Annotated in this window: 12 protein-coding genes; 5 read left to right on the top strand and 7 right to left on the bottom strand. The window is 52.3% G+C overall.

The features are described from left to right. Positions 1-3: 3 nt before the first annotated feature. The 3 genes from lptG to P8T57_RS02065 all read right to left on the bottom strand — a co-directional run bounded on the left by lptG (position 4) and on the right by P8T57_RS02065 (position 4193). Positions 4-1107, bottom strand: coding sequence for an LPS export ABC transporter permease LptG (lptG, locus tag P8T57_RS02075; protein WP_007090341.1), 1104 nt, complete (start codon positions 1105-1107; stop codon positions 4-6). After that, positions 1104-2222, bottom strand: coding sequence for an LPS export ABC transporter permease LptF (gene lptF, locus P8T57_RS02070; protein WP_341364447.1), 1119 nt, complete (start codon positions 2220-2222; stop codon positions 1104-1106). Before lptF ends, lptG begins: the two co-directional genes overlap by 4 nt. Before the next feature lie 195 nt (positions 2223-2417). Next, a complete protein-coding gene (locus P8T57_RS02065) occupies positions 2418-4193 on the bottom strand; it encodes an acyl-CoA dehydrogenase (protein WP_341364446.1) in 1776 nt (591 codons plus the stop codon). A 323-nt stretch (positions 4194-4516) separates the two neighbouring features. On the opposite strand from P8T57_RS02065, the gene P8T57_RS02060 reads away from it, so the two are divergent. Next, positions 4517-6034, top strand: a complete 1518-nt coding sequence (locus P8T57_RS02060; protein WP_341364445.1) for a S41 family peptidase — start codon at positions 4517-4519, stop codon at positions 6032-6034. 77 nt (positions 6035-6111) lie between these two features. Here the strand turns inward: P8T57_RS02060 and P8T57_RS02055 are convergent, their stop codons facing one another. The 3 genes from P8T57_RS02055 to P8T57_RS02045 form a co-directional block, all read right to left on the bottom strand. Beyond that, positions 6112-6981 (bottom strand): NAD(P)-dependent oxidoreductase, encoded by an 870-nt coding sequence (locus P8T57_RS02055; protein WP_063095657.1) that lies wholly within the window; start codon positions 6979-6981, stop codon positions 6112-6114. Between the two features lie 117 nt (positions 6982-7098). After that, positions 7099-8136 (bottom strand): polyphosphate kinase 2, encoded by a 1038-nt coding sequence (ppk2, locus tag P8T57_RS02050; protein ID WP_341364444.1) that lies wholly within the window; start codon positions 8134-8136, stop codon positions 7099-7101. A gap of 132 nt (positions 8137-8268) precedes the next feature. Next, positions 8269-8502 (bottom strand): DUF1127 domain-containing protein, encoded by a 234-nt coding sequence (locus P8T57_RS02045; protein WP_007090335.1) that lies wholly within the window; start codon positions 8500-8502, stop codon positions 8269-8271. A gap of 139 nt (positions 8503-8641) precedes the next feature. Between P8T57_RS02045 and P8T57_RS02040 the strand changes: the two genes are divergently transcribed. Then, positions 8642-9607, top strand: coding sequence for a transcriptional regulator GcvA (locus tag P8T57_RS02040; RefSeq protein ID WP_007090334.1), 966 nt, complete (start codon positions 8642-8644; stop codon positions 9605-9607). 6 nt (positions 9608-9613) lie between these two features. On the opposite strand, the gene P8T57_RS02035 is transcribed toward P8T57_RS02040, so the two are convergent. Further along, positions 9614-10177 (bottom strand): DUF1489 domain-containing protein, encoded by a 564-nt coding sequence (locus tag P8T57_RS02035; RefSeq protein WP_341364443.1) that lies wholly within the window; start codon positions 10175-10177, stop codon positions 9614-9616. A 70-nt stretch (positions 10178-10247) separates the two neighbouring features. Here P8T57_RS02035 and P8T57_RS02030 point away from each other — a divergent pair, with 70 nt between their 5' ends. From P8T57_RS02030 to P8T57_RS02020, 3 genes are read left to right on the top strand one after another with little or no spacing between them, the layout of a single operon-like run. Next, entirely contained in the window at positions 10248-10541 is a 294-nt protein-coding gene (locus P8T57_RS02030) for a DUF2849 domain-containing protein (RefSeq protein ID WP_037987987.1), read from the top strand. A gap of 14 nt (positions 10542-10555) precedes the next feature. Continuing rightward, positions 10556-12211: a nitrite/sulfite reductase gene (locus P8T57_RS02025; protein WP_341364442.1), complete on the top strand. Its 1656-nt coding sequence runs from the start codon at positions 10556-10558 to the stop codon at positions 12209-12211. Then, entirely contained in the window at positions 12198-12722 is a 525-nt protein-coding gene (locus P8T57_RS02020; protein WP_341364441.1) for a DUF934 domain-containing protein, read from the top strand. Before P8T57_RS02025 ends, P8T57_RS02020 begins: the two co-directional genes overlap by 14 nt. Positions 12723-12772 lie beyond the last annotated feature (50 nt).

Genomic DNA, 12772 nt, shown 5'->3' with positions numbered 1-12772 from the left:
CAGCTAGCCGTCCTCCAGATGAAGCAAGGTGGAAACTCCCAATAGCAAAGATATACCTGCAGGTGCCCAAGCCGACAAGACGGGCGGGATTCCGCCTGAAACGCCAAGTGCTGAAATGACATCGGTACAAAAATAAAGAATGAAACCGGTCGCAACACCCCCACCGATAACAAGAGATGCGCGGCGACGTCGAGAAAATTTAAGACAGAATGCAGCGGCAATTAGAACCATTGCGCAAAGCAGCAATGGACGCGACAGCAAACTGTGAAAATGGATGCGATGGCGAGTTGCGTTGAAGCCGGCGCGTTCCAAAAGGTTGATAAACGGCTTCAGGTCCCAGAATGACATCGTTTCGGGAGATGCAAAACTGTCCTGGATTTTTCGTGCGGTCAGATTTGTGGGCAACATCAATTCGGATGAAAACTCACTAGTCTGTCCCGGATGGAAGGTCCATGCGTCATAGAAACGCCATGTGCCGGGCTCGAGAACTGCACGCTGCGCATCAATTCTGGTTGTGAAATCATCCGCATTCTGAAAACGGAAAACGGTGACGTTCCGCAAGTCAACTCTATCTGTTGCCTGCCCACGAACTTCGCGGGCATATATTACGGCCTGCCCATCCTGCGTGCCCTGACGCAGCCATAATCCGTTTGACGAGAGATTCATGACACTGCTGTTGCCCTGAAGATACCGGGCCTCAAGCGTTTCGTATCTTTGTAGCAAAATTGAAGATAGCGGATTAAGCGCCATAACCTGAATGGAGCCTAGTAAAATCGCGCACATGATTGGCGGAAGTAGGAATTGCCAGGCAGAAACACCTGCTGCACGTGTGACGACAAGCTCCTGATTGCCAGTAAGCTTCCAGAACGAAAACATCGATCCGAACAAGACAGCAAACGGCAGGACCTTCTCTGTCATGAATGGAATTCGACTGGTTGCCATTTGAAACACGATACCAACCGTCGCATCTGGGCGTCCACCGGCGCGACGCAGCAACTCGATTGTATCGCCGATCAGGATCAATCCGATCAAAAGGGCGAGAATTCCCAGAATCGATATCAGAACATGTTTGCCGAAATACCAGGTGAGGGTCGGGGAGATTCTCATGCTGGAACCTCGTCCCGGCTTCCTGCCTTCGCACGGATTTGCGGTCCGCGGAATGTCCAGTAGAGGCCCCCTGCGATTGGAAGAAGCGCATTCAAATACATAAGGGGGACAAGGTCGGGATTCTTTGCTGCAAGGTTCTTCATTGTGATGCTGATCACCTGGAAGACGATCATAATTGCAATCGCAAATAAAAGGCGCCCGGTCTGCCCCCTGCGAGAGAAGCTGCTTGAAACCAGAACTGCCAGTGCAATGCTTGCAAAGCCGATGGAGTATAGCGGTGAAAGTAGCCGATCATGTCCTTCAGCGCGAAATGAGCCAATGTCATTCGGCAAAACATCAGGCGGCATGGTTGTTAGAAGATTGGATACGCTTCGTTCACGCGCTTCTCTGTAACGAAGGGCTGGATCTTCTGCATTATGCGCAATATCGACAGCATAGCGGTCAAAATAGAGGATCGACATCGTGCCGTCCTTCGTGTTGACTTCCTGGCGGTTTCCATCAAGCAATACGATCCGCGGACCATTTTCCGTGCGAACGAGCGCACCATTTTTGGCCATCATTGTGGCCTGTTTGTTTGGATCTCTGGCGTCATGGACAAGAATGCCAAGTAGCTCGTTATCCTGCCCGACTTCCCGGATATAGACTGTCAGACCGTCAAGGTCGGTAAAGCTGCCTTCCTGCAGCAAAACGGATGAGAAATCGTTGCGGATTGAGAACTGCAGTTCTTTGAATTGCTGGTAGCTGTAAGGCAGATAAAACAGCGTCAGGAAATAACCGAAAGCGGCGGTCAGCAATGCTAGTATGAGTGTCGGTTTTGCAAGAGCCCACTGGCTTAACCCGGCGGATCGCATAACGATCAACTCGCGGTCCTGAATAAGTTTGTTATATGTGAAAACTACAACGAAAAAGAGCGAGATCGGTAAAATAATCGCCAAAAAGCTTGGAAGCAGCAGAGATGTTAGCTGCAAAAATACCGATACCGAAAGGCCGCGGTTCACAATCATTTCAATGAAACGCAGGCTTTGCGACAGCCAAATGACACATAGCAAGCCAAGTGTCACAAACACCATCATGATGAACTGCTGTTTCAGCATATATCGGGTTAAACGATTCATTGGCCGGATTATAGAGAAGCGTTCAAAAACCGAAACAGGAAATTAGGGGTAAATCCCGGCAATTACACTGTTACGCGACGGGGCTGGCTGATTGCGGTGGAGCATGCTGCAAACGATTGCCGTTAAAGGCGAAAGCAACCTCTTCTGGAGAATCTGTTCCGGAAGAGGTTGGGGGATTTCAACGTCAACGCTGTGTCAGAATAATGGCGCGGTTTCATGCAGCAATTCGTGTCGCGTATTGGTGATCTGCTGTGCCATGAAATCGGCTTCGGGAACGATTTGCGCCAAAAAGAAGTTACAGCTTAGGCCCTTTGCTTTGGCAAAGCCCTCTTCAATGTCGCTATCGGTCAGTTTTTCCAAAGAGCGGAACATTAACCAACCTGCCACACAAATCGAAGTCTGCCGGAGGTAGGGGGAGGCGATAGCCTGAGCGAGGCCAGATGAGTTTTTGCACCTAGAGAGGATATCTTTTGTGGTTTGTTCCAGTTGATTGATGGCATGGGCGAACATCCGCGCCGCTTTAGACAAATTGTCATCAAGATGCGGCTTGGATACAGACATACGCATTTCGGTAATCAGTGACCGCATCGCGGCTCCGTTATCACGAAGGAGCTTCCGGCCGATCAGATCCAGTGCCTGAATGCCATTTGTGCCTTCGTAAATTGGCGCAATTCGCGCGTCACGCAGATGCTGGGCTGCGCCTGTTTCCTCTATAAAGCCCATCCCGCCATGAACCTGAATGCCAAGGGATGCGTTTTCCACGCCCAGATCCGTTGACCATCCCTTGACCATTGGGATCAGAAGGTTTGCGCGCGTTTGCGCCTTCGTGCGTTCATTTTCGTCTTCATGATGATGAGCAATATCAAGTTGCGCCGCAGCATAAAGTGAAAGCGCGCGGGCGGCTTCGGCGGTTGAGCGCATTCTGATCAGCATGCGCTGGACGTCGCCGTGATGAATGATGCTTTCATCCTGCCCGGTTGTCGGAGATTTCCCCTGTTTGCGATCACGTGCGTAGGATACAGCTTGCTGATAGGCGCGTTCTGAAATCGCGACGCCCTGTTGCCCGACAGCGAGACGGGCGTTGTTCATCATTGTGAACATGCAAGCCAAACCGTGGCCTTTGTGTCCGACCAGATAGCCCTTGGCGCCCCCGTTGTCTCCAAAGGAAAGAACAGCGGTCGGGCTTCCATGAATACCAAGCTTATGTTCGAGTGATACACATTTCACATCGTTACGCTCACCTGGTGTGCCATCGGCGTTCACAACGAACTTCGGCACAATGAATAGCGATATACCTTTGACCCCGTCTGGCGCGTCCGGTGTCCGGGCAAGCACAAGATGAACTATGTTGCTTGTCATCTCGTGATCGCCATAGGTGATAAAAATCTTTTGTCCGGTAATCCGGTACGAACCGTCATCTTCTGGCTCGGCCGTGCTGCGAACCTTTGAAAGGTCTGAACCGGCCTGCGGTTCGGTAAGGTTCATGGTGCCGGTCCATTCGCCACTTATCATGCGTGACAGATAAATTGCGCGTTGCTCGTCCGATCCATGTGCGGTCAGAAGTTCAATGGCGCCGGCGGTAAGCATGGGGCACAGGGCAAAGGCCATATTCGCTGAATGCCAAAGCTCTCCTACGGCGGCACCCAAAAGCAACGGCAACCCCATGCCGCCCTCGGTCTGCGGGGCGCTTATGCCCTGCCAGCCGCCTTCACAGAATTTATCATAGGCATCCTTCCAGCCGGTCGGAGTTCTAACATGGCCATCAGTTTGAAGAACCGAACCTTCCTGATCCCCAATACGGTTTAAGGGCGCCAGTACGCCAGAAGCCAGTTTCCCTGCTTCTTCAAGAATGGCATCGACAAGGTCCGGACTGGTTTCTGCGAAGGCCGGGATATCCGAAACGGTTTGCAAACCGATCACATTGTGGATCAGGAACCGCAGATCATGGAGTGGTGGCGTATAGTCGCTCATGGAAAAAGACGTCTCCCTGAATTGTGAGGCGCCCGCTCGGTTTCGCCCTCGTTTCGGGGCTTTGTTGCTATATAGCATAATCACAAGGCGGGAGAAGATCGAGTCTGTTTCCTTCTGAAAGTACCAAATTACTCTAAGCTATTAGTTGGATGTTCTTCTGGAAAACCAGTGAGTGTTGCGCCGCACTACTGGCGGTAATATATAATGGTTCCGATATAAATCAGGTGTGAAAACCGTTGCAGGGTCGCCATTCGGGCTTTGGCAAGCTAGACTGCCCCTCCGGTGATCAGGACACGATCTGAAGAACAAGAAAACACAGGAGTATGGCGGTGCTGCGCAAAGGAATATTACCAATTTTGCTTGCGGTGGTGATTTCATTTGCCGGAACGAGGTTGGTGGCGTGTGCCGGTCCGGTTTGGCCAAGCGATGATGAACAGCAGTTTCTGGATGCCTACCGCGACTATGTCGACGAAAGTGCGACCAGCGACCAATATGATCGCGCCGATAAACTGTTCGTCGAAGCGGTTCAGGTTCTTTCCGATACCTATGTGGAAAATATTGATCGCCCGGCGTTTGTCGAGCGCGCGATTGCCAGTTTGCCAAATCTTGAAACTGATGATCACACGCCAGACGGCATCGTTGGTGCTGTACTCGACGAAAGCCTGCACGACCTGGACCCGCATAGCGCATATATGACCGACGATATGTTCCGCCGTTTACAGGAAAGTACCGAGGGAAGTTTTGCCGGTGTTGGCATCGTGATTTCGCAGGACGAGGACAAGCTGATCCGTATCGTGTCACCGATTGACGATACACCTGCCGCACGGGCTGGCCTGCAACCCAATGACCGGATCACGCATATTGATGGTCATGAAATGAAGGGCGAGCCCATTGCCGAGGCTGTCCGTCTTATGCGCGGTCGCATCGGAGACCCGGTGACACTGTCGATACAGCGCAAGCAGGAAAACTTTGACGTCACCGTGAAACGTGCACGGATCGAGGTGCCGTCGGTTACCGCATCAATCATCGATAACGATTTGGCCTACATCCGTGTGTCGCGTTTTGATGCCAGCACATTGGATCAGACACGCGAATATCTTGAAATGCTGGAAAACAGGATCGGGTCACCGCGGGGCGTAATCGTTGATTTGCGACGCAACCCGGGTGGATTGCTTGATAGTGCCGCTGATATCGCCGATCAATTCCTGAGCAAGGGGCTGATTGTTGCGACCGAAGGGCGGGGCGAACGTAAATTGCGCAGCTACGAAGCAGACAGCAGCGATTATTTTGACGGTGCGCCGATGGCTATTCTGCTTGACCGTGGATCGGCGTCGGGCGCCGAATTGATGGCGGCCGCCCTGCGTGAAAACGGGCGAGGTGTCATCATCGGCGAACAGTCGTTTGGTAAAGGTTCAATGCAACGCATCATGCCGCTGACTTCTGGCGGTGGTCTTAAAATCACGACTGGTTATTACACGACGCCGGAAAACCACATCGTGCAGGGCAATGGTGTTGTCCCGGATATCGAAGTCAAACTTCCTGATGCCGAAGAGTTCGAGCGGGAGGTTGACCTTGAGCACGCCTTGCCGCCGCGTCGCCGCGATCCGCGCAAGGTTCTTGCATCAATGGATGCAGCAAGTTGCGAACGCGATATAGAGGTTACCCGTATCGGCAAATCTGCAACAAATGATAACCCGTTGGACGCCGAAGGCGATGGCGAGGTCAAAGCCAAGGAATTGCAGCGTGATACTGTTCTTGAATGCGCCGTGGGCTATTTCAGTGACGGTAAGCTTGCTGTGTATAGGGATCAGGTGGAGCCACTTTTGCGCGCGGGGCTCTAATTGCGATAAATTGTCAAAAAACGCGGCCCTGCAAAAGGCCGCGTTTTTTGTGTGTTTTGAAAGGTCTGCGGTGCTGCTTATCCACGCGCCAGAAGATCAATCAGGCTGGATGTATCCCAACGGTTTCCTCCACGCTCCTGAACCTGCGCATAGAATTGATCAACAAGCGCGGTTACCGGCAGGCGCGCGCCATTGCGCTTCGATTCTTCAAGGCAGATGCCAAGATCTTTACGCATCCAGTCAACGGCAAAGCCAAAGTCAAACTTGTCTTCGACCATTGTCTTGCCTCGGTTTTCCATCTGCCAGCTGCCAGCGGCACCTTTCGAAATCACATCAAGAACCTTTTCCATATCAAGGCCAGCCTTGCGACCGAAATTCACACCTTCGGAAAGACCCTGAACAAGGCCTGCGATGCAAATCTGATTCACCATCTTGGTCAGTTGGCCCGATCCGCTTTCACCCATCAGTTTGCAGGAGCGCGCAAACGCGTCAATAACCGGTGCCGCGCGGTCAAATGCCGCCTGATCACCGCCGCACATGACGGTAAGAATGCCGTTTTCAGCACCCGCCTGTCCGCCCGATACGGGGGCATCGATAAAGGAAACACCGGCATCTTTGGCGGCGGCATATAGTTCGCGGGCGACATCGGCTGATGCTGTTGTGTTGTCAATCATCACAGCATTTTTTGCCGCCCCGGCAAGAGCTCCGGTATCGCCGAGGACGACGCTTCGCAGATCGTCGTCATTGCCAACGCAGATAAAAACAAATTCTGCCCCGTTGGCGGCCTCGGCCGGGGTAGGGGCGGATTTTCCGCCATATTCGCCCGCCCATTTATCTGCTTTTGCGGCGGTGCGGTTGAAAACAGTAACGTCGTGCCCTGCCTTTTGCAGGTGGCCGGCCATGGGATAGCCCATGACGCCCAGCCCGATAAATGCACATTTTGCCATTTCGTGCCTCCCGTGTAATTGGTGTTACCAGTAAAGGAGGCCACCTTGCGAATGTCAATGCAAGGGAATGTCACGGAGACAATGTTTCCACGATCCGGAATACATATCGGTCATATCTCAGTCGTCGAGTGCCAGTTCCTCGCTTACGGTGTGGATGATCCGGCGATCATAGGTCAGAAGTTCTGATCGTTTCCCCGGATATTCGAACTGGGACAGGTAATACCGGATGGCATTGACGCGCGCACGTTTCTTGTCATCGGATTTGACAATGATCCAAGGACTGTCGGTGGTCGAGGTATGGAAAAACATCTCGGTCTTTGCTTCGGTGTAGGCATCCCAAAGATTTTGCGATGCCAGATCAACCGGGCTTAGTTTCCATTGTTTAAGCGGGTCTTGTTTGCGCTGATCAAACCGGCGCGCCTGTTCTTTTTTACTGACCGAAAAATAGAACTTGGTCATGTGAATGTCGGAACGGATCAGCATGCGCTCGAGCGCCGGGACCGATTGCAGGAATTCGCTGACTTCGAACATGTTGCAGAATCCCATGACACGTTCAACCATCGCCCGGTTATACCAGGACCGGTCAAACAGGACGATTTCGCCGCCAGATGGCAGATGTTCAACGTAGCGCTGGAAATACCATTGAGTCAGTTCCCGGTCATTCGGTTTCCCGAGCGCAACCACACGTGCGCCACGCGGGTTCAGATGTTCTGTGAAGCGTTTTATCGTGCCACCTTTTCCAGCGGCATCGCGGCCTTCGAAAATCACCAGTGATTTGATGTTCTCAGCCTTCACCCAGTTTTGCAGCTTGAGAAGTTCGATATGCAATGGCGCAATGAGTTCAAGATACTGTTTGCCATGCATCTTTTTCACGCGTGCTTTGGGATCGGCGTCGATGTCAGGCGAGACATAGTCTCCGGGGGTATCTGATTCCGGGGAAATGCTTTTCTTTGACGGGCGATCATCAAGGCGATCCATCGTCATGCTTTCAGCATCAAGTAAAAAACGATCACGGGCTTCGCTATCAAGGCTGGAAAGATCGGGATGCTGTTTCGAAGCCCTGCGGCTGCGCGCCGTATTTTTCACCGCCTTGCGGATCGAATTGTCACCGCTTTCTGTCTTTTTCGTCGGGTTGTCTTTCTGTTTCGCCGCCATACTGTAGATGCCCTGCAACTTTAATGGGAAATTACAGTGACATAAATGCGCCATGATCGAAAGGGGGCGCAAGGAGGTAGATCAAATCCGGTTCACGGATAGGATTTCGATCATGGCGCAGGTGGGGCAATGTCAAAGCGGATAGGATTTCCGGTATTCGGCCTCGGCATCACTTCGCGACAGACCGATATCAGAAAGCTGGGCGTCACTTAACCGCATGAGAGCACGGCGCTGTGCGCGTTTGGCAAGCGTATCCGCGATTGTGCTGAATACTGTGTTGATAACGTTTTGCAGCGATGTGGTTGGCGGGTTTGTGGCTCTGGTGTTGGTATGGCCAGAAGGCGTCTGGCAATATGCATGTGCCATAATCGTTCTCCTGAATTGAGTTCTTCTAATGGAGGTTACGTTTGTTGAAGCCATACTCCTCTTAAATCAGGTAGGTGACAAACGAGTATTTCTCGGGTTATGTATTAGATTATCTAATGATTGTGGATTTGAGGCGAACATGCGCTTACCCCCATTGCAGTCTTTGCGTGCCTTCGATGCCGCTGCGCGACATTTGAACTTTACCCGCGCTGCCGAGGAACTTTTCGTTACCCAGGGGGCGATCAGTCAGCAGATCCGCCAGCTCGAAGAATATCTTGGATTTCGTTTGTTTTTCCGTTTGCCAAGGCGGTTGCAACTGACCGAGGAGGGGGATCGTCTGGCGAGGGCAACGTTTGAAGGCTTTTCACGCATCGCAGGCGAAATCGACAGCCTTCGCGCTGTGGAAGAAGCTGGTGTTGTTACCGTCAGCGTATTGCAATCTTTCGCCGTCAAATGGCTGGTGCCGCGGCTTGGGCATTTTCGTGAAGCACATCCTGATATTGATGTTCGCATCCACGCTGATGATCGATTGGTTGATTTCCGCAACGAAGGTATTGATCTTGCTGTTCGTTTCGGCCGTGGCCGGTATCCCAATCTTTATACCGAACTGCTGATGCGTGATGAAGTTTTCCCGGTTTGCAGCCCGGATTATCTGGCATCAAGTCCGCCGCTGAACCGGCCTGCAGATATTGCCGGTCATCAGCTTCTGCATGACGCCACATCGCATATTGAGCAACCGCGCGCTGCGGATTGGCAATTCTGGCTGGAAGGTGTCGGGGTTAAGGGAATTGATTTGCGACGCGGGCTTCGTTTCAATTCCGGCGACATGGTCATTCAGGCAGCACTGATGGGGCACGGGGTTGGCATGGCGCGAACCAGTCTTGCCGCGCAGGACCTGAAAGCCGGTTTGCTTGTTCGCCCATTTCCGCAAACCGTTGCGTCAAGTTACGCCTATTATCTGACCTGTCCCGAGGAAAACCTGAACCGGCCGCGTGTACAATCCTTTATTCGCTGGCTGAAGGACGAAGTTGCCGCAACCCTCAAGGATATCGAGGAAAACCAGCCGGCCTTGACTGTCATCACCCCCGATCCGGGAAAATCGTAATCCGGCTCAGAGAAGGCCGAGCTCGCGCAATTCATCTGCCATGTCTTCGGGAAGTGCTTCTGCGCCACCAGCCTGTTTTTCATCCGGCGGACATTTGTCTTCTGAAAGGTAACGCCACCCCTGAAAGGCGCGGTGCGGCCATGTGCGAGTTTCGAAAAGTTCCGGGTCCAAGACGATGCGGCAATGCTTGATGCCTTCATCGTCAATGAATTCTTCCAGATCGACAATGCGCTGACGTGCGCGAATTGCCCTCTTGATCACCCAATAGATCGATCCGCCGGCCAGTATTTCCGCTTTGCGTTTCGGAGTCATTCGGGTGGTATGATAAATTCGTCCATGAAGGTTCCCGAAATAGGCCTGCCATTGGCGCAGGGTTTCGGGGCTTTCCGTACCAACACTTAGTTTGATCAGATGGAGGGGCATGGTTTGGTCATGTTCTTTCAGGCGAGACAGGGTGTTATCTGACCTAGAAGTCATGGGGAATTTGGTCAAGTGTTGAGTATTAATAACATTAATAATTTGTATTTTTATGTATTTCACAAAAAAACTTGACCAATAGTCGGTAATCATCCAAATTCTGGTGCAGAAAATGTCCATAGACAGGACATCACCAGAGAGATTTACAGGCTGAGAGAACCGAATGTCCCTGCAAGTTGTCACGGCAAACCGTCTTGGTGACGGGTTGGTGGTTTTCCTGACCGCGGAAGGCGGTTGGAGTGAAGACATCAATCAGTCTCGCGTTGCCGACGGAAAAGAGGCGGGTGACGCCCTGCTGGCAGAGGCCAGTGCACCTGAGCTCGATACTGTCATTGTCGGACCTTATCTGATTGAGGTGGAACAACAGGACGGTGGACTGGTTCCGACAAAATACCGTGAAGTTCTGCGCACCAAGGGTCCCAGTGTGCGGCAGGATCTCGGCTATCAGGCCGGGTAAGGAGAGGATACGTCATGTATCGCTATGATGATTTTGACCGCCAGCTGGTGCTGGAACGTACCGAGCAGTTCCGTGAACAGGTAAAACGTCGTCTTTCGGGCGATATTACCGAAGACCAGTTCCGCCCACTGCGCCTGATGAACGGTGTTTACCTTCAACTGCATGCCTACATGTTGCGCGTTGCTGTTCCCTATGGAACGTTGCGCGCGGATCAATTGCGCCAGCTTGGCTATATCGCGCGTCGTTATGACAAGGGATACGGGCATTTCACGACCCGGCAGAATATCCAGTATAACTGGCCAAAGCTTGATGAAATTCCCGATGCATTGCTTGATCTTGCCAAGGTCGAAATGCATGCGATTCAAACATCGGGCAACTGCATCCGCAACACGACAACCGACCAGTACGCAGGGGCTGCCGCCGACGAGATCGAAGATCCGCGGCCCTATTGCGAACTGATCCGCCAGTGGTCAACGTTCCATCCGGAATTCACCTATCTGCCGCGCAAATTCAAAATCGCGGTGACCGGGTCGCCAAATGACCGTGCCGCAGTAAAGGTTCATGATATCGGACTTCGCATGCATCAGGATGATGCGGGCGAGGTCGGGTTCGAGGTCATCGTGGGCGGTGGTCTTGGTCGCACACCATTCGTTGGTAAAACCGTGCGTGACTTTATCGGCAAGAACGATCTGTTTTCGTATCTTGAGGCGATCCTGCGGGTTTATAACCGCTTTGGCCGTCGTGACAATAAGTACAAGGCACGCATCAAAATCCTCGTCCATGAAATCGGGGTAGAGGAAATGCAGCGCCTGGTCGAGGAAGAATGGGCGCAGATCAAGGACGGATCTCTGCGCGTTGATGATGCCGAAATTGCGCATTATATCGAACAGTTTGCACCGCCGGCATTTGAAACCCTTTCGGACGATGATGCCGAGTTTGAACGTCGTAAGGCCGAAAATCGGGAATTCTCCAACTGGGTGCGTTCGAACGTCATTGCGCATAAGCAACCGGGTTATGCGATTGCCAACGTATCGCTGAAGCCGATTGGTGGTATTCCGGGCGATGCAACCGATACCCAGATGGAACTGGTTGCCGATCTGTCGGAGCAGTACAGTTTTGGTGATGTCCGTGTAACCCACGAACAGAATCTGGTTTTGCCGCACGTGAAAAAAGCCGATTTGTTCTCGCTTTGGGCGGAGCTGAAAAATGCCAATCTGGCGACGGCAAACCTTGGCTATGTTACCGACATCATTTCCTGCCCGGGGCTGGATTATTGTGCGCTGGCAACGGCGCGTTCGATCCCCCTGTCACAGCGCATTTCGGAACGTTTTTCCGATCTGGATCGCCAGCATGATATTGGCGAACTCAAGATCAAGATTTCCGGTTGCATCAATGCCTGCGGACATCACCATGTTGGTCATATCGGTATTCTGGGCCTCGATAAACGTGGCAAGGAATTCTATCAGATCACCCTTGGCGGCGACGCCAGTGAGAATGCCGAAATCGGTAAAATTGCCGGTGCCGGTTTCTCCGAGGCCGAAGTCGTCGATGCCATTGAAAGTCTGGTGACCAAATATCTTGGCATTCGCGAAACCGGCGAACGTTTTATCGATACCTATCGCCGTGTCGGCATGGACCCGTTCAAGGAGGTGCTTTATGGCGATCGTTAAGAATGACAGTGTGATTGATCAGGAATGGATCACGCTTGACGCCGAAGCCGACCTTCCGCCGGGGGAGGAAAACATTATCGTGCCTCTTGCGCGTTTTAAGGAAGAACGCGAAACGCTGATCGGTCGCAATGGTGGTCTTGGCGTGCAGCTTAACCCCGGCGATGCGCCGGAAGATCTGGCAAACGATCTGGATCGTCTTTCGATCATCACCGTCAATTTCCCGGCCTATACCGACGGGCGTGGATATTCCTATGCGCGTGTTCTGCGCGAACGTCTTGGTTTCAAGGGTGAACTTCGTGCAATTGGTGACGTGTTGCGCGACCAGATTCTTTACATGCATCGCTGCGGATTTGACGCATATGAGTTGAAAAATGACGACGATGTATCGCTGACAAAAGTGCGCGCCGCATTAAAGGAAATGACGGTTTATTATCAACCGACAGGGGATGGGCGGGTTACGGCTGCATCGCTTCGTGAACGGCGTCGGACGGCTCTTAAATCGGCGTCCTGATTTCATCTGATTTGATCAAGCCAGGCTTTAAATAGCATTCACGTTAAGGC

It is taken from the genome of Thalassospira sp. SN3W, from assembly GCF_038070535.1.
Lineage (GTDB): Bacteria > Pseudomonadota > Alphaproteobacteria > Rhodospirillales > Thalassospiraceae > Thalassospira > Thalassospira xiamenensis.
Note: the sequence above shows the minus strand (reverse complement) of the source record. Positions and strands in the feature narration are given on the sequence as shown.

Coding starts and splice junctions, on each gene's coding strand:
- lptG (WP_007090341.1), bottom strand. CDS start 1,107: ATGAGAATCTCCCCGACCCTCACCTGGTATTTCGGCAAACATGTTCTG.
- lptF (WP_341364447.1), bottom strand. CDS start 2,222: ATGAATCGTTTAACCCGATATATGCTGAAACAGCAGTTCATCATGATG.
- P8T57_RS02065 (WP_341364446.1), bottom strand. CDS start 4,193: ATGAGCGACTATACGCCACCACTCCATGATCTGCGGTTCCTGATCCAC.
- P8T57_RS02060 (WP_341364445.1), top strand. CDS start 4,517: ATGGCGGTGCTGCGCAAAGGAATATTACCAATTTTGCTTGCGGTGGTG.
- P8T57_RS02055 (WP_063095657.1), bottom strand. CDS start 6,981: ATGGCAAAATGTGCATTTATCGGGCTGGGCGTCATGGGCTATCCCATG.
- ppk2 (WP_341364444.1), bottom strand. CDS start 8,136: ATGGCGGCGAAACAGAAAGACAACCCGACGAAAAAGACAGAAAGCGGT.
- P8T57_RS02045 (WP_007090335.1), bottom strand. CDS start 8,502: ATGGCACATGCATATTGCCAGACGCCTTCTGGCCATACCAACACCAGA.
- P8T57_RS02040 (WP_007090334.1), top strand. CDS start 8,642: ATGCGCTTACCCCCATTGCAGTCTTTGCGTGCCTTCGATGCCGCTGCG.
- P8T57_RS02035 (WP_341364443.1), bottom strand. CDS start 10,177: ATGATTACCGACTATTGGTCAAGTTTTTTTGTGAAATACATAAAAATA.
- P8T57_RS02030 (WP_037987987.1), top strand. CDS start 10,248: ATGTCCCTGCAAGTTGTCACGGCAAACCGTCTTGGTGACGGGTTGGTG.
- P8T57_RS02025 (WP_341364442.1), top strand. CDS start 10,556: ATGTATCGCTATGATGATTTTGACCGCCAGCTGGTGCTGGAACGTACC.
- P8T57_RS02020 (WP_341364441.1), top strand. CDS start 12,198: ATGGCGATCGTTAAGAATGACAGTGTGATTGATCAGGAATGGATCACG.